At 33.7% G+C, this 23444-nt stretch carries 22 protein-coding genes; 12 read left to right on the top strand and 10 right to left on the bottom strand.

Going from position 1 to position 23444, the window contains the following annotated elements; all coding sequences use genetic code 11:
• Positions 1-139 precede the first annotated feature (139 nt).
• Positions 140-973 carry an energy transducer TonB gene (locus GMA17_RS15295; protein ID WP_248397701.1) on the top strand — a complete coding sequence of 278 codons (834 nt, stop codon included), beginning with the start codon at positions 140-142 and terminating at the stop codon, positions 971-973.
• A 6-nt stretch (positions 974-979) separates the two neighbouring features.
• On the opposite strand, the gene GMA17_RS15290 is transcribed toward GMA17_RS15295, so the two are convergent.
• Complete coding sequence (locus GMA17_RS15290; protein WP_248397699.1) at positions 980-1459, bottom strand: GyrI-like domain-containing protein; 480 nt, start codon at positions 1457-1459, stop codon at positions 980-982.
• Between the two features lie 196 nt (positions 1460-1655).
• Complete coding sequence (gene folK, locus GMA17_RS15285; protein ID WP_248400705.1) at positions 1656-2801, bottom strand: 2-amino-4-hydroxy-6-hydroxymethyldihydropteridine diphosphokinase; 1146 nt, start codon at positions 2799-2801, stop codon at positions 1656-1658.
• A 344-nt stretch (positions 2802-3145) separates the two neighbouring features.
• On the opposite strand from folK, the gene GMA17_RS15280 reads away from it, so the two are divergent.
• On the top strand, positions 3146-5794 hold the full coding sequence (locus tag GMA17_RS15280; RefSeq protein ID WP_248397697.1) for an AsmA-like C-terminal region-containing protein: 2649 nt from the start codon (positions 3146-3148) through the stop codon (positions 5792-5794).
• A 104-nt stretch (positions 5795-5898) separates the two neighbouring features.
• Complete coding sequence (gene rpsU / locus GMA17_RS15275; protein WP_066248272.1) at positions 5899-6093, top strand: 30S ribosomal protein S21; 195 nt, start codon at positions 5899-5901, stop codon at positions 6091-6093.
• Positions 6094-6145: 52 nt separating this feature from the next.
• Here rpsU and GMA17_RS15270 read toward each other — a convergent pair whose 3' ends face one another.
• The gene (locus GMA17_RS15270) at positions 6146-6940 is read right to left on the bottom strand and encodes a DUF2797 domain-containing protein (protein WP_248397695.1); all 795 of its coding nucleotides are present in this window, start codon (positions 6938-6940) and stop codon (positions 6146-6148) included.
• 42 nt (positions 6941-6982) lie between these two features.
• Between GMA17_RS15270 and GMA17_RS15265 the strand changes: the two genes are divergently transcribed.
• Entirely contained in the window at positions 6983-8497 is a 1515-nt protein-coding gene (locus GMA17_RS15265) for a GH3 auxin-responsive promoter family protein (RefSeq protein WP_248397693.1), read from the top strand.
• Positions 8498-8732: 235 nt separating this feature from the next.
• On the opposite strand, the gene clpX is transcribed toward GMA17_RS15265, so the two are convergent.
• From clpX to GMA17_RS15235, 6 genes are all read right to left on the bottom strand, one after another.
• The gene (clpX, locus tag GMA17_RS15260) at positions 8733-9965 is read right to left on the bottom strand and encodes an ATP-dependent Clp protease ATP-binding subunit ClpX (RefSeq protein WP_248397691.1); all 1233 of its coding nucleotides are present in this window, start codon (positions 9963-9965) and stop codon (positions 8733-8735) included.
• Positions 9966-10043: 78 nt separating this feature from the next.
• Positions 10044-10718, bottom strand: coding sequence for an ATP-dependent Clp endopeptidase proteolytic subunit ClpP (gene clpP, locus GMA17_RS15255; protein ID WP_248397689.1), 675 nt, complete (start codon positions 10716-10718; stop codon positions 10044-10046).
• Between the two features lie 153 nt (positions 10719-10871).
• Entirely contained in the window at positions 10872-12200 is a 1329-nt protein-coding gene (gene tig, locus GMA17_RS15250) for a trigger factor (protein WP_248397687.1), read from the bottom strand.
• 155 nt (positions 12201-12355) lie between these two features.
• Positions 12356-12703, bottom strand: coding sequence for a phage holin family protein (locus GMA17_RS15245; protein WP_248397685.1), 348 nt, complete (start codon positions 12701-12703; stop codon positions 12356-12358).
• Positions 12704-12738: 35 nt separating this feature from the next.
• On the bottom strand, positions 12739-13437 hold the full coding sequence (locus tag GMA17_RS15240) for an alpha/beta fold hydrolase (RefSeq protein ID WP_248400703.1): 699 nt from the start codon (positions 13435-13437) through the stop codon (positions 12739-12741).
• 125 nt (positions 13438-13562) lie between these two features.
• A complete protein-coding gene (locus tag GMA17_RS15235) occupies positions 13563-14276 on the bottom strand; it encodes a pyridoxine 5'-phosphate synthase (RefSeq protein ID WP_248397683.1) in 714 nt (237 codons plus the stop codon).
• A gap of 89 nt (positions 14277-14365) precedes the next feature.
• Between GMA17_RS15235 and GMA17_RS15230 the strand changes: the two genes are divergently transcribed.
• From GMA17_RS15230 to murI, 8 genes are all read left to right on the top strand, one after another.
• Positions 14366-15025 carry an acetoin utilization protein acuB gene (locus GMA17_RS15230; RefSeq protein ID WP_248397681.1) on the top strand — a complete coding sequence of 220 codons (660 nt, stop codon included), beginning with the start codon at positions 14366-14368 and terminating at the stop codon, positions 15023-15025.
• 4 nt (positions 15026-15029) lie between these two features.
• On the top strand, positions 15030-15911 hold the full coding sequence (locus tag GMA17_RS15225; RefSeq protein WP_248397679.1) for an NAD kinase: 882 nt from the start codon (positions 15030-15032) through the stop codon (positions 15909-15911).
• Between the two features lie 100 nt (positions 15912-16011).
• The gene (locus GMA17_RS15220) at positions 16012-16701 is read left to right on the top strand and encodes a DUF6089 family protein (RefSeq protein WP_248397677.1); all 690 of its coding nucleotides are present in this window, start codon (positions 16012-16014) and stop codon (positions 16699-16701) included.
• Positions 16683-17447: an isoprenyl transferase gene (locus GMA17_RS15215; RefSeq protein WP_371922397.1), complete on the top strand. Its 765-nt coding sequence runs from the start codon at positions 16683-16685 to the stop codon at positions 17445-17447. The genes GMA17_RS15220 and GMA17_RS15215 overlap by 19 nt, the downstream gene beginning before the upstream one ends.
• The gene (locus GMA17_RS15210) at positions 17380-20055 is read left to right on the top strand and encodes an outer membrane protein assembly factor (protein WP_248397675.1); all 2676 of its coding nucleotides are present in this window, start codon (positions 17380-17382) and stop codon (positions 20053-20055) included. The genes GMA17_RS15215 and GMA17_RS15210 overlap by 68 nt, the downstream gene beginning before the upstream one ends.
• 168 nt (positions 20056-20223) lie before the next feature.
• The gene (locus GMA17_RS15205) at positions 20224-21252 is read left to right on the top strand and encodes an OmpH family outer membrane protein (RefSeq protein ID WP_248397673.1); all 1029 of its coding nucleotides are present in this window, start codon (positions 20224-20226) and stop codon (positions 21250-21252) included.
• Between the two features lie 38 nt (positions 21253-21290).
• Complete coding sequence (locus tag GMA17_RS15200) at positions 21291-21800, top strand: OmpH family outer membrane protein (protein WP_066248235.1); 510 nt, start codon at positions 21291-21293, stop codon at positions 21798-21800.
• 62 nt (positions 21801-21862) lie between these two features.
• Positions 21863-22642, top strand: a complete 780-nt coding sequence (murI, locus tag GMA17_RS15195; protein ID WP_248397671.1) for a glutamate racemase — start codon at positions 21863-21865, stop codon at positions 22640-22642.
• A gap of 4 nt (positions 22643-22646) precedes the next feature.
• Here the strand turns inward: murI and GMA17_RS15190 are convergent, their stop codons facing one another.
• Positions 22647-23162 carry a gamma carbonic anhydrase family protein gene (locus GMA17_RS15190; protein WP_248397669.1) on the bottom strand — a complete coding sequence of 172 codons (516 nt, stop codon included), beginning with the start codon at positions 23160-23162 and terminating at the stop codon, positions 22647-22649.
• Positions 23163-23444: the final 282 nt, after the last annotated feature.

The following is a 23444-nucleotide window of genomic DNA, read 5'->3' as shown; positions in this document are numbered from 1 at the left end:
TTACACCAATAAAGGATAGAGACTTCTTTTAAGCTTAATAACTACAACCAATTCACACAAATTTGACACTTTTTTTACATTTATAATTCGTGATAAAGCTTGGTCATGATCTACATTTGGAAAACAAATTAAATAAATCATGAAAAAACGTCTCCCCCTATTCAGTATTGCTTTAGTCCTTTTAAGTCTTGGAGCTTTTAGTTTTATAAATTGGAATCAAGACACATTAGACCAAACCGATCTTGTTGCTATACATGAAACCGTCAAGGAATCTGTACAAGAAGAAATTCCAGAAACGGAACCTGCTTTAAAGCGTGACGCTAATAAACCATTAGTGTTTGCATATAATATTGATAGTCGTTTTGAATCCATTACAAAAAGTAACATGACCAAGGCAACCACCATTCATGATTTCATTCCAGAGAAAGATTCACGAAACATAGCACATATAAATAGTACAGAAGTTATCCTAATTAAAAATGATAGGCAAACGGAGATTCGTGCCTATGGAGATTCGGAAGCATTGAGTGACTCTCAAAAGGATTTACTAAAATCTATGGATTATTCAGAACACTTTTTATTTCGTGTGAACTACATCAAAGCAAACGCGATGATTTACGAAAATGAAGCGCCTCATTTTGGACCACATTACACCGTTGTTCCAGAGACTAAAGCAACATATGCAGATGGCTATAAAGCATTAATGACCTATATTGAAGCCAACAAACTAGAAAACACATATTTTATAGATGCAAAAAAAATCCAGGCTGTAAAAGTATCCTTTACCATTACTAAAAATGGCACCATTACTAATATAACGCTTGATAGAACCACCAATTACCCTGAAATAGACACCAACCTTATAGAACTGGTAAAGCAAATTCCTGGAAGTTGGATTCCTGCCAAAAATGCTAATAATGAAATCATGGAAGATGTGCTTGTGTTGTCGTTTGGCTTGGCTGATGGATGCTAAAACATCTTATTTAATAGGTATCCAAATTTCCTCTTGGTTGTCAACACGCATTGGATTATAACCAGCTGGAAGTTTTTCAAAATGTGGTCTGTTATCTAATTGATATATTGAATTTGGCAACCATTCGTTATGGAGTTGTTGCCAAAATTCTATAAAATTGGACACAGAACCTTGAAATGGAAACACCAAAAAATCGCCTCCTGGAATAATTAACGATTCCATATTTTCTGGAATTGAATTTAGGTCTGATACGGCAACACCTATCCACTTTTCAAAACGGGTTTCGGGCGTCATGGTTTTTATATCGAAGGTATTATACTTCTGAATAGAAAAACTATAGGTTCCAACCCGATTGGTAATTTCCTGTAATCGCGGCATAAATTGTCTTGCTAAACTCCCTGTTCCTTCGACATTGGTCAAGAAAGACAATTCGGATTTATTACCAATAATTAATATATCTTTGGTTGTTACTTTTTGGTAGTCCATTTTTTTAGCGTTTAGCGTGTTACTTCATGATATAATCGTGTCATTCAGAGCGCAATGGAAAATCTCATTATTATAGAAAAAAGTTGTTTCATTCATAGGTTTTTCCGCATGACATAGTTCATATTACTCATCAAAATGTCATTCAGAGCGTAGCGCAGAATCTCTTTTAAGATAACCACACTTTATACAGAAGCTATTAGTCTACTTTCGGCACCACGGAAGCAATTTCATTCAAAATCCATAAATAATCCTCACGACTATTTACAAAATCCCGATTGGAAATATCAATAATCTTCACATTCAATTCTTCTTGATTTTTTAAGAAATTTAAATAGCCTGCATTAATTTTCTCCAGATAATCATCCTGAATATTTTGCTCATAATCACGTCCACGCTTTCTGATGTTTTCTTGAAGTCGCTGTGTATTTTGATAGAGATAAATATACAATTCAGGTTTGGCAATATCTTTATACATTAAATAAAACAAACGTCTATATAGCTTGAATTCATCTTCTGGAAGGGTGATTTTCGAAAAAATCAAGGATTTATAAATATCATAATCGCTAACTATAAAATCTTTAAATAAATCTAATTGCGATAAGTCGTCACTAATTTGCTGATATCTATCGGCTAGGAAACTCATTTCTAACGTAAATGCATACCGTTTAGCATCTTCATAAAACTTGGGCAAAAACGGATTATCGGCAAAACGCTCCAAAACCAATTTCGCATTAAAATCAGTTGAAATCATCGTGGCCAAACTCGTTTTTCCAGCACCTATATTTCCTTCAATAGCAATGTAATTATAGTTGGAAAGGTTATATTTTTTACTCGGGTTTTTTAACCAGATATTAATAGGTTCTATCGTACTTTTATCTTCGCAAATCTCCAATAGTTCAGCAATGGTTTTATGTAAGGTTGGGTGTTTTTCTTTTAAGGCAATATCATGCAATGGTTGCAATACAAAACGTCTGTTAGCCATTTGTGGATGCGGAACCATTAAAGTTGGGGTATGAATTATGGCGTCGTTATAAAGCAAGATATCCAAATCAATACTTCGGGATTCATAGGCTGCGTTTTCTGTTCGAACGCGTCCCATTTCTGTTTCTATCCGTTGTAAATCTTCCAAAACCGTTTCAACCGAATAATCCGTTTTAACAATGATACAGGTATTTAAAAAATCAGGGCCTTCAAAACCTAAAGCAGGTGTATTATAAACTTTAGCAATCATCTGCACCTTACCCACACGTTTGTAAATTACATCTACTGCGTCTTGCAAGTGCTTTAAACGGTCGCCTTGATTACTTCCTAATGATATGTAAACGGTGTTTGGTTGGGTCATAATAGATGCCAAAATAACTAAAAGAAATTCTAAAAGTTTAAAATTGCCACACCTTTTTATTCACAAAAATTCCTGATGTTAAAAGATTAGATGAGGACTGTAAATTTTTACGTCTCTAAACTCGCTTCACCATGTCAATTTTAATATGTATTGCGTCAATTTATATAGCAATAGGAATATGTTCTATTTAAATTTGGATGTATCTTTGTCCTAGCATGAATTATTTTTCAAGGCCAGCAAAAAAGCCACTATAAGTATTAAAATTATATTAAACTTTTGGTTTTCAGCAACCTTTCATATAATTTATACGTATATCCTTACAAACCCATCACTTAAAAATTTTTATGAAAAAAGTTTTCAAAATTATTGGAATTACACTACTCGTTATAATTCTATTACTGATAGCTATACCTTTTGTTTTCCAAGGAAAAATTAAGGACATTGTTAAGAACACCATTAATAACAATGTGAATGCCAACGTAGAGTTTAGCGATATTAATTTAAGCTTTATTAGAAGTTTTCCACAAGCTCAAGTAGATGTTAGCGATTTAGAAATTACCAATTTCGCACCTTTTAAAGATGAAAAATTAGCGTCTATCAAATCGATATCATTAACCATGTCCATTAAGGAGCTTTTCAAAAAACCAAGCGATGGACCTGTAGTTATCAATAAATTTAATATTGATGAAGCTTTAATTGTCCTAAAAACGAATAAAATAGGGCAAACCAACTACGATATTGTGAAGGAGTCTGATAGTAAACAAGCAGATGTAGAGCCCAGTAACAGTTTTACATTAGATGTGCAAGATTATAGTATTGACGATAGTGCATTAACTTATATAGACGAAGGAGCCAACACCATTTTTTATATTACAGAATTAAATCATTCTGGACAAGGTACATTTTCGGGAAATGTTTCGGAATTAGATACAAAAACGTCAGCTCGAGTTACGCTAAACATGGATAGCACCGAATATTTAAGTAATAACACCTTAAAATTAGACGCTATAATTGGTTTGGATTTACCGAACAACACATACACATTTAAGGAGAATAAAGCTTATATAAATGAATTGCCTTTGGAGTTTCAAGGTTACTTCAAACAATTAGAAGACGGTCAAGAATTAGACATTACTTTTGAAAATCCAGGCTCTGATTTTAAAGAATTTTTAGCCGTTATTCCTAAAACATATTCCAAAGACATTGCCAATGTAGAAACAACTGGTAATTTTAAATTAACCGGTCGTATAAACGGGTTGATTTCTGAAGAAACGGTTCCGCAAATGGACATAAATATCCTATCCAATAATGCGTCATTTAAATATCCGGAACTACCAAAACGTGTTGATAATATTAATATTAACACCAGCATTAAAAATACCACAGGAAAATCTGAAGACACATACGTAGACATTAGCACCTTAAATTTTAAAATAGATAATGACCAATTTAATGCATCTGGTACGCTACGAAATTTAACCGAAAACATGACGGTGAGCGCCTATATTGATGGTATTTTAAATCTGGCCAATATTACTAAAGCCTATCCCATTGAATTGGACAATGAATTAAGCGGGATTTTAAAAGCCAAGATTAATACGGCTTTTGATATGAACGCCATTGAAACCAACGCCTATCAACGCATAAAAAGTAATGGTAGCGTTCAGGTTAGTGACTTTGTATATGCTTCTGAAGATATTGTAAATCCTATTAATATTTCAAATGCAGATTTAACCTTTCAAACAGGCCTTGTAGTGCTGAATAAATTTGAGGCTAAATCTGGTCAAAGTGATATAAATGCTACGGGAACAATTACCAATTTATTAGGCTATCTGTTAAGTGACAAAAAACTACAAGGAAACTTTAATATGACATCAAACACCTTTAATATAAGCGACTTTATGGTGGCTGATGACGGTGAAGTGGAAGGTGAAACTAAAAAAACAACAGATGCTAGCGTTCCTCTTAAAATTCCAGCATTTTTAGATTGCACCATTAATGCTGATGTTAATACTGTAATTTATGACAATCTTACGCTGAAAAACACCAAAGGAAAACTAGCAATTAAGGATCAAGTAGCTACATTAAATAATTTAACAACCAATTTATTTGATGGTACTTTAGCCGTTTCAGGAGATGTTAACACCCAAAAAGATACACCCAATTTTAATTTAAAATTGAATGCTAATGCATTTGATATTACGGAGTCCTTCAACACATTAGATTTATTAAAAGCATTGGCACCAATTGCCAAGATTTTTGAAGGAAAATTAAATACAAATATTGTATTAAATGGTAATTTAGATAGCTCGTTTTCACCTATTTTAAGTTCAGTTACGGGTAATGCTTTTGCGGAATTATTAGCGACAAAAACAAATATTGAAAGCAGTCCCTTATTAAATGCTTTAGATAATCAATTGAATTTTATAGATTTTGATAAATTAGATTTAAATGATTTAAAAACGAATTTAACGTTTGATGATGGTCAAGTAAATATTAAGCCTTTTATGCTAAAATATAAGGATATTGATATTGCCATTGGTGGAAGTCATGGATTTGATCAAACCATGAATTACGATTTGGCGTTTGATGTACCTGCAAAATATTTAGGAAGTGATATTAATCGCTTAATCGGAAAAATTAACGATCCCGAAGTCAACAAAATTAGCATTCCTGTAACAGCTAATATGAAAGGAACTTTTAAAAACCCTAAAATTTCGACTGATTTATCATCCAGTGTCACCAAGCTAACACAGCAATTAATTGAAATTGAAAAGAAAAAATTAATTAATCAAGGCACCGGTGCCATCAAAGATCTTTTAAGTGGGTTAGCAAGTGGTAACACATCAAGTTCTAGTGCAACACCAAAGGACAGTACAGCTGTTCAATCAGATTCCACGAATACAAACACACCATCAACCGAAACCGCTATTAAGAATATTTTGGGTGGTTTATTGAACAAGAATAAGAAGAAAAAAGACAGTATAAACTAAAGGGTTTTAGGAGAAAAATTGCCTTTTAATTAAATTTTAGAAAACATTCTAAAAATTGCAATAAAAGGATTACCTTAGCACCCATTAAATTTAAGAAAAATAATATGTTACGAATCGAAATTAAAGAAGGAGAAAATATAGAACGTGCTTTAAAGCGTTACAAGCGTAAGCATAGAAATGTAAAAGTAATGCAGAACTTAAGAGAGAAGCAATACTTTACAAAGCCTTCAGTAAAAAGAAGACGTGAGATTCAGAAAGCTGAATACATCCAAAACTTAAGAGATCAAGAAGATATTTAATTGTCTTTTTTAGATATATAAAAAAGCACGCATTTTTTATGCGTGCTTTTTTTTATGCCACAGAAAGTTTAACAACCAACCCTTCATTGGATCGGATATTGAAAACCGTATTATCTTCAAAAATAAGATACTGTCCTTTTACGCCTACTAGTTTCCCAGAGTAGGATTCACTTTTCACAATATTTAAACTTTTTGGTTTTACTGGATATTGATGCACCGGAAAGGTAATGTGCGTTTCGGCGTTATTAGCTATGTAATATTCTTTAGCTTCATCTGGAATATAGGCTTTCAATTTATCACGCCAGTCCACTAAATTTTCATCTTTCACATCGTTTTTAAGCATGTTGCGCCAATTGGTTTTATCGGCAACAAAATCTTTTAAAGCTACTTCTGTAATTCCTGCTAAATACCTATTTGGCACCTCAACAATTTCAATAGCCTCGTGTGCGCCTTGGTCTATCCATCGGGTTGGCACCTGACTTTTACGTGTAACACCAACTTTTACATTACTAGAGTTGGCTAAATACACAATATGTGGTTGTAATTGTACGCGTTTTTCATAATCTAAATCGCGTTCTTCCTGATCTAAATGTGCTTTGCTTAATTCAGGTTTTATAATCCAATCGGCTGCTTGAGGTATATCAAAAAAACAGCTTTTACAAAACCCTTGTCTATAAATTGGCTTATTTAAACCGCAACTTAAACATTGATAACCAACAAACTCCAACTGAATCGTTTTATCTAACAACTGATTGATATGGATGAAGTCGTTTTCAAAAATGAGGTAGTATTGAATTGGTTCGGTAAACTCCGTTGTCATTTTTGTTAAAACACCTTGGTAGGTCATAAAAAAAAGTATTATTTTTAGTTCATTAAATATACTGCAAATATGCCAATTCCTATTGTAAATTCTATTGCTTCTTGGTTTTTAAAAAAGCGATTTCATCAAATTGAATTGTTTTTAAAATACCCAAATGAGGTTCAAGAAGAACTACTTATGCAATTACTATATAAGGCAAAGGATACAGAATTTGGTAGAACACATGGTTTTGACTCTATAAAGAGCTATCAAACATTTGCAGACCGTGTTCCAATTTCTTCCTATGAGGAATACCAACCCATGATTGAACGGTCTCGTTTAGGTGAGAACAATATTTTTTGGCCACAACCTATTAAATGGTTTGCTAAATCCAGTGGAACAACCAATGCAAAAAGTAAATTTATTCCTGTGAGTGAAGATGCCTTGGAAAACTGTCATTATGCAGCGAGCAAGGATTTATTGTGCATGTATTTAAACAATAATGAAAACGCACAATTATTTACGGGAAAAAGTTTACGTTTAGGAGGTAGTAAAGAACTGTACAAAGAAAACGGAACCGTTTTTGGTGATTTGTCGGCTATATTAATTGACAATATGCCATTCTGGGCAGAATTTAGCAGCACACCTAGTAACAAGGTGTCTTTGATGAACAATTGGGAAGAAAAAATGCAGGCCATTGTTAATGAAACCATACAGGAAAATGTGACCAGTTTGGCTGGCGTACCATCTTGGATGTTGGTTTTATTAAACAATGTTTTAGAAACAACTGGCAAAGACAATCTGCATGATATTTGGCCCAATTTAGAAGTTTATTTTCATGGAGGTGTTAGCTTCTTGCCTTATGTGGATCAATACAAGAAAATTTTACCAAAGACAGATTTTCGCTATTATGAAATTTACAATGCTTCGGAAGGATTTTTTGCCATTCAAGATCAAAACAAGTCTAGCGAATTACTATTAATGTTGGATTATGGCATCTTTTATGAATTTATTCCGATGGATACCTACGGCACTAAAGACGAAAAAATAATTCCATTAAGTCAGGTGGAAATTGATAAAAATTATGCTGTAATTATTACTACCAACGCGGGACTTTGGCGATACAAAATTGGCGATACCATTCGGTTTACGTCCATTAACCCATATCGCATAAAAGTTTCTGGGAGAACCAAACACCATATAAATGCTTTTGGTGAAGAATTAATTATTGAAAACGCCGAAGATGCTTTAAAAAAGGTCTGCAAAAAAACAAAATCTGAAATAGTAGATTATACAGCTGCTCCAATTTTTATGGATGGTAAAGAAAAAGGCGCACACGAATGGATTATTGAATTTAAAACACCACCCGAAAACATTCATTATTTTAATGAGTTATTTGATAATGCTTTAAAATCTTTAAACTCCGATTATGAAGCCAAGCGTTATAATAACATGACGCTTAATAAACCAACGATCCACATAGCACGTGAACGCCTATTTTACGACTGGCTAAAGGCCAATGACAAATTAGGAGGACAACATAAGGTACCCAGATTATCTAATACTAGAGACTACTTAGATGCGCTTTTAGAATTAAACAGGTAATACTTTTTATCCCAATTAATTGCAAAAAAAATACGATTAACGAATTTAGCAGTTGGTTTATCTAAAAATGAAGCCTGTCTAGATTTTCTTACAGAAAAAGCACTAGTTTTACAGAGCTATTAATCACACAATGATTTGCACATAATGCCAAATTATTAATTGTAATCCAAAAACAACCAAAAAAAAAAAACCACGCAATTTGCGTGGTTTTTTTTTGTATTGGGTTTCGAATTAATTACGAAACCGCCTTCAATTTCTTGATAGTTGTTTTGCTTATTTTATCTTCGGCGTAGGCTTTGGTGACTTTCAATTCTTTTTCATCCGTTCCTGGCATTTCAAACATAGCATCTGTTAGGATTTCCTCACACAAGGAACGTAATCCACGCGCGCCTAATTTGTATTCTATGGCTTTTTCAACAATAAAATCTAGAGCACCATCCGTAATATGAAACTCAATATCATCCATACTAAACAACTTTTTATATTGCTTAATAATGGCATTTTTAGGTTCGGTTAAAATAGCCCGAAGCGTTTTAGCATCCAATGGATCCATGTATGTTAAAACGGGTAAACGACCAATAATTTCAGGAATTAACCCAAAGTCTTTTAAATCCTTTGGAATAATATATTGCAATAAGTGGTTATGGTCTACACGTTCATCAGACATGGACGCGCTGTAACCAACGGCTTGCATATTTAAACGTTTAGAAATAACTTTATCAATACCATCAAAAGCACCTCCTGCAATAAATAAAATATTTTCAGTATTAACTTCAATGAACTTTTGGTCTGGATGTTTACGCCCGCCTTTAGGCGGTACATTAACAACGGTACCTTCTAATAATTTTAAAAGCGCTTGTTGCACACCTTCACCTGAAACATCACGCGTTATAGATGGATTATCACTTTTACGCGCAATTTTATCTATTTCATCAATAAAAACAATTCCTTTTTCTGCCTTTTCTAAGTTGTAATCGGCAGCCTGTAACAAACGTGTTAAAATACTTTCAACATCTTCACCCACATAACCTGCTTCTGTTAAAACCGTAGCATCTACTATAGCCAATGGTACGTTTAACATTTTTGCAATGGTTTTTGCCATTAAGGTTTTACCCGTTCCCGTTTGCCCAACCATAATGATATTACTCTTTTGAATTTCAATATCATCATCCGTTGGTGCTTGTAACAATCGTTTATAGTGGTTATAAACCGCAACAGACATTACTTTTTTGGTGGTATCCTGACCAATAATATATTCGTCTAAGAATGTTTTAATTTTTTGTGGTTTGCGCAGTTTTAATTCCGCAGACAAATCGCTATTATCCGTTTGCTTAGATTCTTCAATTACGATACCATGCGCTTGTTCAATACAACGATCGCAGATATGGGCATCCAATCCAGCAATTAATAAACTTGTTTCTGGCTTTTTCCTACCACAAAATGAACATTCTAATTCTTCCTTTGCCATAAATTAATTAATTTCAATTATCAAATTCTCTCCATAATCCTGCAAAAAATGGATTATGGAAAGATGTATTATAAGGTATTAGCTACGAACCAATACTTCATCAATCATACCGTATTCTTTAGCTTTATCTGCTTTCATCCAGTAATCACGATCACTATCATGATAAATCTTGTCGTAATCCTGACCAGAATGCTTGCTAATAATTTTGTATAGTTCTTCTTTTAAGGTTAAAATCTCACGCGCTGTAATTTCAATATCACTTGCTTGACCTTGCGCTCCACCTAATGGTTGGTGAATCATGACACGTGAATGGGTTAAACCACTACGTTTTCCTTTTTCACCAGCACATAATAAAACCGCTCCCATAGAAGCTGCCATTCCTGTACAAATTGTGGCTACATCTGGCTTAATAAATTGCATAGTATCATAAATACCTAAACCAGCATAAACACCACCACCTGGTGAATTGATGTATATTTGTATATCTTTAGAAGAGTCAGTACTCTCTAAAAACAATAATTGTGCTTGAATAATATTGGCTACTTGATCATTAATTGCGGTTCCTAAAAAGATGATGCGATCCATCATTAATCGGGAAAAAACATCAAAAATAGCGATATTCATTTGACGTTCTTCAATAATATTAGGTGTTAAGTTTGTTGGGTACATATGACTAATAATTTTGTCGTAATACGTACTACTAATACCTTGATCTTTTATAGCGAATTTTTCAAATTCTTTTCCGTAATTCATTGTTTTTAAAAATTTTATAGGTTAAAATCCTGTATAAAAGCAGGAAGTGTATAGTCCCATTTTCTTAAATTAAAAATAATTTAAAAAAATAGGCGTTGAAGCTCTTTTTTCCAACGCCTAAATATAAGGATTTATTCTTTAAAACTTGGCAACTTATTTGTCTCCGTAAACTTCTTTAACAAAGTCTTCGTAAGTAATATCTTTTGTTTTAATGTTTGCCTTTTCTTTATAAAGCGCTAATAATTTCTGGCTGATAATTTGTTCAGAAATACGACGTGCTTCATCTTGGTTAGATAATACACGAGCAGCAATATCTTCTAGTTCTTTATCCGTAGGATTCATCTGACCGAATTGCGCCATTTGAGCCTTAATCATTTGCTTGGCATGATCTTTAATATCATCCATGCTTACTTTAATATTATTTTCAGTAATTAATTTACCTTCAATTAATTGGTAACGCAAGCTTTTTTCAGATTTAGCGTATTCTTCTTGCGCCTCAGCTTCTGTTAATTCTTTTTCACCTGCAGTTTGCATCCATTTTTGTAGGAATGTTGCTGGCAAATCGAATTTAGTATTTTCTACTAAATGCTCTGTAACATCATTTAGTAATTTTTGTTCTGATTGCTGCTTGAATTGCTTTTCAGCATCTTCTTTAATTTTTTCTTTTACATCTTCAATAGAAGTGGCTACACCTTCACCAAACAACTTATCAAATAACTCTTGGTTTAATTCAGCTAACTCACGCTCATTAATTTCGGTAATGGTAAAAGTTACTTCAATATCTAAACCGTGAATATCATCATGAGATACTTTTAATGCATGCATTAATTCGTGATCATCTGCATACAATCCTTTAGTTTTTAATGTAATAACATCGCCAACTTTAGCACCAATAAATTTCTTTTCGGTGGCTTTTCCTTTGAATTTATCGAGTGTTAATGTTACTGTGTTTTCTATTTCACGTTCTTCATTTTTGAAAACACCTGTAATTTCAGAATCTTTAGAAACCACATCAGATGCGATTAATTTTCCGTATTGCTTTTGCACATTTAAAATTTGATCATCAATCATTTTATCACCAGCGGTAATATTATAATCGATAATCGCTTTTTTAGGCGATAAGTTTACTTCAAATTCTGGAGCTAAACCTAATTCGAATTCAAATGATAATAGTTCAGCATCCCAATCCAAATTATCTTGTGCCTTTGGTAATGGATTACCTAAAACGTCTAATTTTTCTTCTGTTAAATATTTATTCAATGCATCTTGAAGTAATTTATTAACTTCATCAACCAATACGGCTTTACCATATTGCTTTTTAACCATTCCCATTGGTACGTGACCTTTTCTAAAACCAGGAATGTTAGCTGTTTTACGATAATCAGTTAATATTTTTTCAACTTTACCACTATAATCTTCTTTAGCGATATCGACTTTTACTACAGCATTTAATGCATCAATATTTTCTCTTGTAATATTCATTGTATTATGACATAAAAATTGGAGTGCAAAAATACTACTTTTTTACACTCCAACAAAGTATTTTAACGTATTGTCTTTCACCTGTTTATTTGTACTGATTTTCAGTGGGACTAACGGATTTCAATTCGTTTAAAATGTTAAAGAAAAACTCACTTCTACTCGTTATCTTGACCTAAAATACCGTAAAATATGGATTGTAAAATCGTTAATAGAATACTAAATAATAGAGCGGTCCAGAAACTGGAAACTGTAAATCCATTAATTAAACTATCGGCTAATAAGATCATTAAAGCGTTAATAACAAACAGGAATAAACCCAGAGTGATAATAGTTGCTGGCAAGGTTAAAAAGATTAAAATAGGTCTGACTATTAAATTTAGCAATCCTAAAACAATTGCTACAATTATGGCTGTTGTATAACTTTCTACTGCAATACCTGGTAACAATTTAGCTAACAATACAACTGCTACGGCTGTAATTAAAATTCTGATAATTAATTTCATAGTACGTGTTTTTTGGTGATTTGTTAAAATGCAACTTATTTAAGAAATGCCATCACAGCATCATAAAATTCTTCAGGATTTTCAGCATGTAACCAATGTCCTGCATTTGAAATTGTTATAATATCTGCTTTTGGAAAATGGGCGTGAATAATAGATTCGTCCTGATTACTGATATATTCAGATTTATCACCACGTAAAAACAAGGTGTCGCCTTCAAATTTAGCAGAAATTGGCAATGGTTCCCCTACTTCACCAACTTGGTCTGCTAAAACATCCAAATTCATACGCAGCGCTAATTGTCCTTTTTCTTTCCAGTATAAATTTTTAAGTAAAAACATACGGGTTCCAACGTCTGAAACATACTTCGCTAAACTTTTATCGGCAGCGCCACGACTTTTTAATGTAGAAAAATCTAGCTGACTTAACCCATTTAAAATGGCATCATGATGCACGGGATAAAAACGCGGTGAAATATCCGCTATCAATAATTTAGAAACCAACTCAGGAAACTGGGTTGCAAAAAGCATAGCTGTTTTTCCACCCATAGAATGCCCTAAAAGCACAATGTCTGAAAGTTGATGTGCATCACAATAATGCTTTAAATCGGCTGATAATGTTTCATAACTAAAATCAGCATCATGAAAACTTCTACCATGGTTTCGTTGATCTACCAAATGAACTTGATAGCCTTGTTCCGCAAATTGGTTACCCAAAGTTTTCCAATTATCACCCATACCCAAAAAGCCATGGAGAATAATAAATGGTTTGCCTTCACCTAATATATTGGAATATAATTTTTTATTGTCTTTCACGAATTTGAAATTTGCTTAATCTATTAACTTAAACGTTTCTTGAGAATTTATTTCAGTCGGTGTAAATACATTTGAATGACGTTTTCTACACCCAAATATAAACTTTCTGAAATCAACGCATGACCAATGGAAACCTCCAACAAATTAGGGATGTTTTCTTTAAAAAACTGAATATTATCTAAAGATAAATCGTGTCCTGCATTTATGCCTAAATCCAAGCTATCCGCTAAAACAGCACATTCGGTATAGGGCAAAATAGCTTTTTTATTACCCAAACTAAATTGGTGCGCAAAAGCCTCCGTATATAATTCAATTCTATCTGTTCCTGTAGCCTTGGCACCTTCAATTTGTTTTAAAACTGGATCTACAAATATAGACGTACGAATCCCATGGTTTTTAAATTCCTGAATTACCTCTACTAAAAAGGCCTTATGTTTTAAAGTATCCCAACCCGCATTACTAGTAATAGCATTTACAGCATCCGGAACCAAGGTTACTTGAGTGGGTTTAATTTCCAAAACCATATTCATGAATTTCTCTATCGGTTTGCCTTCAATATTGTATTCGGCATATACTTCTGGTTTTAAATTGTAAGCATCTTGATAGCGAATATGACGTTCATCCGGACGTGGATGAATAGTAACGCCTTCCGCCCCAAAACGCTGAACATCTTTAGCAAATTGAACTACATTTGGCAAATCGCCACCTCGAGAATTTCGTAAGGTTGCTATCTTATTAATATTTACACTTAACTTTGTCATATTCTAGTCGTTTGATTTACAAAAATACAAACTCAACTACCGGAATTATAGTATTTTTTAATTAATTTGCAAATACCTAAAAACACGCTATGAATTTAAACGAATTTGTTATTAACGATATAAAGCCATTAGTAAGCACCGATAAAATTGGTGATTTACAAATGCTATTTAATCAGTTAACTTATTCTCATATTCCGATTAAATCACCTGATGGTTTATATTTGGGATGCATGTCTGAAACAGATGTGTACTGTTTTGAAAAACATGAGGTTATTGCAGACCAAATGCACGCTATTGAAGGGTTTTTTGTTCGAGATAACACCAATTGGTTAGATGTTTTGGAAGCTTTTGCTCAAAACAGCACCAACATCATGCCTATATTGAACAGCTCTAATTCCTATATAGGATATTATGAGTTAAATGATGTGATTGGTCTATTTAACGAAACCCCGTTTTTTGCTGAAGCAGGAGGTATTTTAATTATTGAAAAAGGTTTAGTTGATTATTCCTTTAGTGAAATAAGCCAGATAGTGGAATCCAACAACGGAAAATTATTGGGTGCTTTTATTTCAAAAACTGAAAACGATATGATTCAAATCACCTTAAAAGTTGGAAACACGGGATTAAATGATATCATGCAAACATTTAGGCGTTACAGTTATAATGTTATTTCTGGACATGAGGAAGACAGTTACCTAGAGAGTTTAAAAGACCGATCAGCCTATTTAAATAAATACCTAAATATATAAGGTCATGAAAATAGCTATATTTGGTCAAGCTTTTAACGCCAGCACGGAAGAAGCACTTGTTATTATTTTGCATTACCTAAAGAATAAGGACGCCGCAAGTGTATTTTTAATTTCAGAGTTTAATCAGAAAATTCAAGAAGAAAAAGAATCGTCGTTCAATGATGTTCCGCTTACTGACGTTTTAGATTCGAGTTTTGATTTACTCATAAGCATTGGTGGTGATGGTACTATTTTACGAGCCATTACCTATGTTCACGACTTAAATATTCCTATAATTGGTGTTAACACAGGTAGATTAGGATTTTTAGCCACCATACAAAGTCAGGCAATTATTCCTGCTATGGATGCTATTTTTAATAAGGCTTATAAACTTTCGGAACGTAATTTATTAGCTATTGAAACATTTCCTAAAAAAGATGATTTTAACACACTTAATTTTGCACTAAACGAAATAGCCGTTAGCCGGAAAAACACGACTTCCATGATTACTGTGGAAACACGATTAAATGATGAATACCTAACATCCTATTGGAGTGATGGGCTCATTGTTTCCACACCAACAGGATCAACCGGTTATTCATTAAGCTGCGGTGGCCCCGTAATTACGCCAGATACAAATAGCTTTGTTATTACACCCATTGCGCCACATAATTTAAGCGCGAGGCCTTTGGTGATAACTGATTCTACTGAAATTCAATTAAAAGTAGATGGTCGTGAAGACAATTTTTTAGTATCCTTAGATTCTAGAATTGCAACCTTATCTAATGACACTATTATCAAGATAAAAAAAGCACCTTTTACCATTAAAATGATTGAATTATTAGAAGAAAGCTTTTTGGATACCTTGCGAAAAAAACTACTTTGGGGCGAAGACAAGCGCAATTAGGCAATAATTTTATTTAAAATCAGTTTAATTCAAATACATTTTGAATCAAATTGTTATAGGCTAATCTTAGTTTATTATATTTGCAAACTTTTAAACGTTTATGAGGTATTTAACCATCGTACTATTACTAATTTTAAGCAACCACGTCTGCCAATCGCAAACCCACGAATTGGGTGTGTTTCTAGGTGGTAGTAATTTTATTGGAGATGTTGGCAGCTCTAAGTACATTGCGCCTAACAAGCCAGCTATTGGTGCATTATACAAATGGAACAGAAGTCCGCGTCATGCATTTCGGTTTTCGGTAATTTATACCGAGTTAGAAGGTAAAGACTCAAAATCAGACGATCCAAGACGACAACAACGTGATTACAGTTTTACAAACCAACTTATTGAAGCATCTGCTGGATTGGAGTTTACTTTTTTCGATTGGGACTTGCATGACGGTAGAATTAAAGCAACTCCTTATTTATATTCAGGAATTTCTGTAGCCTATCATGATAATTTTTATTTTAGTAGACAAGGCGTTTTAAGAGATGAAAACACCTCTAGTTTTGCCTATGGAATTCCCATGGTTTTAGGCTTTAAAACTAATGCATTAGGAAACCTTATTATTGCAGCCGAAATTGGTGCACGTTATACGTTTTCAGATGAAATAGATGGAAGTGTTCCTGATTATGACAATGAAGCCCCAGTAGGCTTTGGTAATACAAATAATAATGATTGGTATATGTTTACAGGTTTAACCTTAACATATACATTCGGCAAGAAACCATGTTTCTGCGTATTTTAAAAAAAGTGAACTTAAAAGACTCCATACATACCGATTATTTACCCAAGCACCTAGCCATAATAATGGATGGTAATGGCCGTTGGGCAAAACAAAAAGGTTTATTGCGCAGTATTGGACATGAAAATGGTTCCAAATCTGTTCGCGAGATTGTAGAAGCTTCGGCTGAATTGGGTATAGAAAATTTAACACTCTATGCATTTTCAACAGAAAACTGGAATCGACCAAAATTAGAAGTGCAAACACTTATGAAGCTGTTAGTATCCTCATTAAAGAAGGAAATAAAAACACTTCAGGAAAACAACATTCGCTTAGCGGCTATTGGTTGTTTAGATTCCTTACCAAAAAAAGCACATAAAGAATTATTAGAAGTTATAGAAAAGACAAAGAACAATAAACGGATGTGTTTAACGCTAGCTTTAAGTTATGGCTCACGCGAAGAATTGCTAAATACCGTTAAGGAAATAAGTCTTAAAGTTAAAAATAATATAATTTCTGCGGAAAAAATTGATGAATCAGTTATAAATGAGCATCTTTACACGCGAAATTTACCAGACGTAGATTTACTAATTAGAACCAGTGGTGAGCAGCGCATAAGCAACTTTCTATTGTGGCAAATTGCATACGCTGAATTATATTTTACACAGGTGCTTTGGCCAGATTTTACAAAGCAAAATTTGTATGAAGCAATTATTGAATATCAAAAAAGAGAACGACGATTTGGGAAAACAAGTGAACAACTCCATTAATATCACATCATTGAAAACATATATAGGGCTATTATTTACTTTTTTACTTTTAGTAAGCAGTTTAAACATTCAAGGGCAAGAATTACAACCAGCACCAACCGGTAAGAAATATACCCTTGGTGATATTTCAGTTTCTGGTGACACACACTTTAGCCCGCAAACCATTATTACGTATTCGGGGCTTAGAAAAGGGGAAGAAATCCTTATTCCTGGTGATAAAATTAGCGAAGCCATTAGAAAGCTTTGGAAATCCAATTTATTTAGAGACATTAACATGTACCTTCTTAAAACAGAAGGTGATGTTGCTTATTTAGAAATTCGTCTTTTTGATCTTCCAGAATTGAAGGAGCTGAAAATAAAAGGTATTAAAAAATCTAAAAAAGATGATATTATTACCGAAAGCAATTTACAAAATGGTGTGAAAGTTACGGAAAACTTGGTCACGACTACTAAAAACTACCTAACAAATAAATACCAAAAAGAAGGCTTCTACAATACGAAAGTACATATTAATACAATTGAAGTTCCAGACTCTACAGGACGTCCAGGCGTAAACATGGTTTTAAATGTTGATAAAGGCAAAAAAGTAAAAGTGAGCGAAATTAATTTTGAAGGGAATTCAGCACTTCCAGATTCGAAGTTACGAAAAGCCATGAAAAACACGAAACAGAAAAATTTCTTACGCATTTTTAAACGATCTAAATTTATTGAAACAGATTATAAAGAAGATTTAGAAAGTGTTATCGATAAATTGAAGGAAAATGGTTTTCGTGATGCTCGTGTTATTTCAGATTCTATTTCCCGAATTGACAAGAAAAATGTTGCTATAAATATTAGGGTAGAAGAAGGTGAACAATATCGTTTTGGTGATATTAGCTTTATTGGAAACACCGTATACACTGATCAACAGTTAAGAGGTATTCTTCGAATTAATAAAGGCGACATTTATAATGGTGTCCTTTTAGAAAAGCGTATAGCAGACGAAACGAAACCAGATGCGTTGGATATTACCAATCAATACCAAAATAACGGTTATCTATTCTCTACGATAAACCCTGTAGAAGTTAACACAGAGGGTAATGTAATTGATATGGAGATCCGTATTACAGAAGGTAAGCCTGTTTATTTCAATAGCGTTACTGTTGTAGGTAATGATGTTACTAATGACCGTGTTATATATCGTGAATTACACACCAGACCTGGTCAATTATATAGTAAAGCCAATGTAGTTCGTACTATTAGAGAATTAAGTCAATTAGGTTATTTTGATGCCGAACAAATTGCCACCAACTTTAATAATCCCAATCCAAATGAAGGGACTATTGATTTGGAATATGGCGTTGTAGAAACAGGTTCAAGCCAAGTAGAGCTACAAGGTGGTTATGGTGGCGGTGGTTTTATTGGTACTTTAGGCTTATCATTTAACAACTTCTCATTAAAAAACATATTTAATCTAGAAGCATACAAACCAGTCCCTCGTGGTGATGGACAAAAATTAGCACTGCGTTTACAAGCCAGTCGTTTTTACCAAACCTATAGTTTTTCATTTACAGAACCATGGATGGGAGGTAAAAAACCAGTTCAATTCTCAACATCGATTTCGCACTCGGCACAATTTTTATATGACCCACAAACAGGTAATGCCGATCGTGACAAACGCTTTAATATTACTGGTGTAACAGTAGGATTAGCAAAACGTTTAAGCGTACCAGATGATTATTTCACATTATCACAAGCCGTAAGTTTTCAACATTACAACCTAAAAAACTACAATACGGGACTATTCACTTTTGGTGATGGGTTCTCAAACAATTTAGCATACACAATCGGTTTAAGTCGGAACAACACTTATAACGATCCTGTGTTCCCAACAGGCGGTTCTAACTTTAGTATTTCAGCAAAATTATCTTTACCCTACTCACTGTTCAATGGTGTAGATTATGATCAACTTTTGGTCGAACGTGACGAATGGTTAGAAATTTCAGAAACAGCAGAAAGCCAAATTTTGCGCCAACAAGCATTAGACCAAGTAGGTGCTATTGATCAAGAACGATACAAATGGTTAGAATTTTATAAAATAAAAATGAAAGGTGATTGGTACACTAGACTATTTGGAAAGCTTATCGCAAAATCTGGCGTAGAATTCGGGTTCTTAGGAGCTTACAACCAAGCAAGGGGTGTAATTCCTTTTGAGCGTTTTTTCCTTGGAGGAGATGGTTTAGGAAGTTACAGTTTAGATGGACGTGAAGCCGTTGCGCTACGTGGTTATCCAAACCAATCACTTCAACCAATTGATGGCGAAAATAATATTACCAACGATGGTGGAACTATTTATAATAAGTTCTCTATGGAGTTACGTTATCCAATTAGTATGAGCCAAACGGCTAAAATATATCTTTTAGGTTTTGTTGAAGGAGGTGTGTCCTATAATGATTTTCAGGATTATAACCCATTCAATTTATACAGATCTAGTGGTGCAGGTGTTCGTATTTTCATGCCAGCATTTGGTTTATTAGGTATTGATTTTGGTTATGGATTTGATGCGCTTCCAGGACAAACATCACCTAATGGATGGGAAACGCACTTTATTATTGGACAACAATTTTAATTTTGGCACGATATTTTCTATAACACTTATAATTAATTAAATCCCGATTTAAATTATTTTCAAATTAAAATTCATAATTTTGAAAACAGTAATTTAAAAAGGATAGAATAATATAAAAAGTCTGTCGTTTTAGAATTTACACGTTATAAATTATAAAATATGAAACAGATGAAATTAAAAGTTCTTTTTTTAGTGGCTACAGTATTCATGTTAAGCATGTCCAGTTTTGCACAACGTGGTGTAAGAATTGGCTACATAGACACTGAATACATTCTTGAAAATGTTCCAGAATATCAACAAGCAACGTCACAATTGGAAACAAAAGTCCAAAAGTGGAAAAGCGAAATTGAACAACAATTAGGAACTATTGCGCAAAAGCGAAAAGATTTAAGCAATGAAAAAGCGCTTTTAACTAAAGAATTAATTGCCGAGCGTGAAGAGGATATTGCTTTTGAAGAAAAAGAAATATTAGATTATCAGCAAAAGCGTTTTGGTCCAAATGGCGACTTAATGATTCAGAAAAAGCAACTCATTCAACCCATTCAAGATCAAATTTTTTCTGCGGTCCAAGATATTGCAGAAGCCAAGAAATATGATTTTGTTTTTGATAAATCAGCTGATGTAGTGATGCTGTATTCAGCAAAACGGTATGATTTTAGCGAGCAAGTTATTAGAAGTTTAACCCGTAGTGCTAAACGTACCCAAGCAGGTTCTAGAGCAGAAAAACAGGCTGCCCAAGATGAAGATCTGGTTATTGAAGTGGATGAAGAATTAGAAGCAAAACAAGAAGCTGCTGACGAACGCAAAAACGAAATAATGAACGAACGTGAAGCACGTAAATTAGCAGCTCAAAAACGTCGTGACAGTATTATTGAAGCTCGTAATTTAGCGCGTGAAGAAAAATTAAACAGCCGTAATCAGGACAATGAAGCTGATGAAGCCGAAGATGAGGTAGAAGAAACAACTGTTATTGAAAATAACAAAAACAATACAGACTCTGAAGAGGTAAAAACCCCAGAGCAAATTGCTGAAGAGCGCAGACAGGAAAAATTAGATGATCGTGCGCGCAGAAAACAAGAATTAGAAGAACGTAAGCAACGAATTCTAGCCGAAAGAGAACAAGCACGTTTAGAGCGTGAAAAAGCTAGAAACAACACAAATGAAGACACGCCAGACGAGGATGAAGGCGATAATTAATAATTAAATTTATAACACACATTAATACTATTTTTAAAATGAAACAATTCAAAACCCTTTTATTTGCAGCAGCATTATTTATTGGAGCAACCAGTTTTACACAAGCTCAAAGCAAAGTTGCGCACATTAATACCCAAGATTTAATTAAATCTATGCCAGAAATGTCAACAGCACAATCTGAAATGGAAAAATTGGGCAAAACGTATGAAGCTGATATTAAAGCTATGGTAACTGAATACCAAAATAAAATGAAGCAATACGAAGCGGAAGCACCAACAAAAACGGATGAAGAAAACCAAAAACGTTTGATTGAAGTTCAAACTATGGAGCAAAACATCCAACAATATCGTGGTACTGCGCAACAAGACATGCAAAAGAAAGAAGTAGACTTATTAAAGCCTATTACTGAAAAAGCCAAAGCAGCTATCTTAAAAGTAGCAAGAGCTCAAGGTTTTGAGTATGTACTTGATTCTACACAAGGTGGTGGTGTTATCATGGCCGACGGTAAAAATTTATTAGACGATGTTAAGAAAGCGTTAGGTATCTAATCTTTTTTTAAAATATTCTACAAAAAGCCACTTATATCAAGTGGCTTTTTTATTTTTGATATATGAGCACAAAACCCATTGGCATATTCGATTCTGGTGTTGGTGGCACGTCCATTTGGAACGAGCTCCACCTGCGTTTACCACATGAGAATACCATTTACCTTGCCGATAGTAAAAACTCGCCCTATGGTACTAAAACGCAGCAGGAAATTATTCAATTAAGTATCAAAAACACCGAACACCTAATGTCCAAAGGCTGCAAACTCATTGTTGTGGCTTGCAACACCGCGACAACCAATTCCATAAAAATACTTCGCGAAAAATTTCCAATTCCCTTTATAGGTATTGAACCTGCTATTAAACCAGCAGCTTTAAATACTAAAACCAAAGCCATTGGTATTCTTGCCACTCGCGGCACCTTGTCTAGCGAATTATTTCATCAAGCAGCAGATTTATATAGTCGGCATATACAAGTTATAGAACAAGAAGGCGAAGGTATAGTGCAATTAATTGAATCGGGTAAATTAAATTCATCTGAAATGACTGGCTTATTAAAACTCTATTTACAACCCATGATTAAAGCCAATATTGATTATTTAGTGTTAGGCTGTACGCACTACCCCTATTTACTTCCACAGCTATTAGAGTTATTGCCAGAGCAGGTTAAAATTATTGATTCTGGAGAAGCAGTTGCCAAACAGACGGAACTCATTTTAAAAGAGAATAATTTATTAAATAGCTCCATGACTAAAGGGAAGTGGCAATTTAACACCAATGCAAGTACAGAGGTTATTACCACGCTTTTAGGTGGTAATCATGATATTTCCTATTTGGATTTTTAAGAATCTACTCTTTAAACCAACCCGAATATGTCACGTAGTTTTCGGCTATTCTATTAATTTCACCTGAAATTAATTCTTGGCTAATATCCTTTACTTTTTTAGCTGGAATGCCTGCATAAATGCTATTTGATTCTATATGTGTATTCTTTGTAACCACTGCACCTGCTGCAATAATGCTATTGCTTTCAATAACACAATCATCCATGACTATACTACCCATGCCAATAAGCACATTATCATGAATGGTACAACCATGCACAATAGCATTATGACCTATGGATACATTGTTTCCTATTGTGGTTGGCGATTTCTGATACGTAGCATGAATAATGGCACCATCCTGAACATTAACTTTATTTCCCATTTTGATATAATGGACATCACCACGAATAACGGCATTAAACCAAACGCTGCAGTTTGATCCCATTGAAACATCGCCAACAATGGTGGCGTTTTCGGCAATATAACAATTAGTTGGTATGTTTGGTGCTTTTCCGTTTACGGGTTTGATAACAGGCATAATAATGTTGCTTTTATAAATTATGTTTTGAGTATTCGTTTTTATGAATTGCTAAAGTAGGATTATTTTTGAGATTAATATTTCTACTCTTACTGAATGGTTTTGAGAAATGCCTAAAAGACCTAAAAGGTTTCTAAAACCTGATAGGTTTGGAAATCTAGGGTGATATAAAAAATCTATTAGTTCTCGCTTCGCTTGAAATGGTTAACGGTTGTGTTAAATTTGAAGTGCTGTATTTAAAGCTATGAGATTAGCTCCTCTGAATCTTCGATTTCCTGCTTT

Source organism: Bizionia sp. M204 (genome assembly GCF_023205095.1).
GTDB classification, from domain to species: Bacteria; Bacteroidota; Bacteroidia; order Flavobacteriales; family Flavobacteriaceae; genus Algorimicrobium; species Algorimicrobium hallyeonense.
The sequence above is the reverse complement of the archived record's forward strand: the minus strand, read 5'-3'. Positions and strand labels throughout refer to the sequence as shown.

Excerpts from the sequence above, each read along its gene's own strand:
- GMA17_RS15295 (WP_248397701.1), top strand. The coding sequence starts at position 140 with ATGAAAAAACGTCTCCCCCTATTCAGTATTGCTTTAGTCCTTTTAAGT.
- GMA17_RS15290 (WP_248397699.1), bottom strand. The coding sequence starts at position 1,459 with ATGGACTACCAAAAAGTAACAACCAAAGATATATTAATTATTGGTAAT.
- folK (WP_248400705.1), bottom strand. The coding sequence starts at position 2,801 with ATGACCCAACCAAACACCGTTTACATATCATTAGGAAGTAATCAAGGC.
- GMA17_RS15280 (WP_248397697.1), top strand. The coding sequence starts at position 3,146 with ATGAAAAAAGTTTTCAAAATTATTGGAATTACACTACTCGTTATAATT.
- rpsU (WP_066248272.1), top strand. The coding sequence starts at position 5,899 with ATGTTACGAATCGAAATTAAAGAAGGAGAAAATATAGAACGTGCTTTA.
- GMA17_RS15270 (WP_248397695.1), bottom strand. The coding sequence starts at position 6,940 with ATGACCTACCAAGGTGTTTTAACAAAAATGACAACGGAGTTTACCGAA.
- GMA17_RS15265 (WP_248397693.1), top strand. The coding sequence starts at position 6,983 with ATGCCAATTCCTATTGTAAATTCTATTGCTTCTTGGTTTTTAAAAAAG.
- clpX (WP_248397691.1), bottom strand. The coding sequence starts at position 9,965 with ATGGCAAAGGAAGAATTAGAATGTTCATTTTGTGGTAGGAAAAAGCCA.
- clpP (WP_248397689.1), bottom strand. The coding sequence starts at position 10,718 with ATGAATTACGGAAAAGAATTTGAAAAATTCGCTATAAAAGATCAAGGT.
- tig (WP_248397687.1), bottom strand. The coding sequence starts at position 12,200 with ATGAATATTACAAGAGAAAATATTGATGCATTAAATGCTGTAGTAAAA.
- GMA17_RS15245 (WP_248397685.1), bottom strand. The coding sequence starts at position 12,703 with ATGAAATTAATTATCAGAATTTTAATTACAGCCGTAGCAGTTGTATTG.
- GMA17_RS15240 (WP_248400703.1), bottom strand. The coding sequence starts at position 13,437 with ATGGGTGATAATTGGAAAACTTTGGGTAACCAATTTGCGGAACAAGGC.
- GMA17_RS15235 (WP_248397683.1), bottom strand. The coding sequence starts at position 14,276 with ATGACAAAGTTAAGTGTAAATATTAATAAGATAGCAACCTTACGAAAT.
- GMA17_RS15230 (WP_248397681.1), top strand. The coding sequence starts at position 14,366 with ATGAATTTAAACGAATTTGTTATTAACGATATAAAGCCATTAGTAAGC.
- GMA17_RS15225 (WP_248397679.1), top strand. The coding sequence starts at position 15,030 with ATGAAAATAGCTATATTTGGTCAAGCTTTTAACGCCAGCACGGAAGAA.
- GMA17_RS15220 (WP_248397677.1), top strand. The coding sequence starts at position 16,012 with ATGAGGTATTTAACCATCGTACTATTACTAATTTTAAGCAACCACGTC.
- GMA17_RS15215 (WP_371922397.1), top strand. The coding sequence starts at position 16,683 with ATGTTTCTGCGTATTTTAAAAAAAGTGAACTTAAAAGACTCCATACAT.
- GMA17_RS15210 (WP_248397675.1), top strand. The coding sequence starts at position 17,380 with ATGAAGCAATTATTGAATATCAAAAAAGAGAACGACGATTTGGGAAAA.
- GMA17_RS15205 (WP_248397673.1), top strand. The coding sequence starts at position 20,224 with ATGAAATTAAAAGTTCTTTTTTTAGTGGCTACAGTATTCATGTTAAGC.
- GMA17_RS15200 (WP_066248235.1), top strand. The coding sequence starts at position 21,291 with ATGAAACAATTCAAAACCCTTTTATTTGCAGCAGCATTATTTATTGGA.
- murI (WP_248397671.1), top strand. The coding sequence starts at position 21,863 with ATGAGCACAAAACCCATTGGCATATTCGATTCTGGTGTTGGTGGCACG.
- GMA17_RS15190 (WP_248397669.1), bottom strand. The coding sequence starts at position 23,162 with ATGCCTGTTATCAAACCCGTAAACGGAAAAGCACCAAACATACCAACT.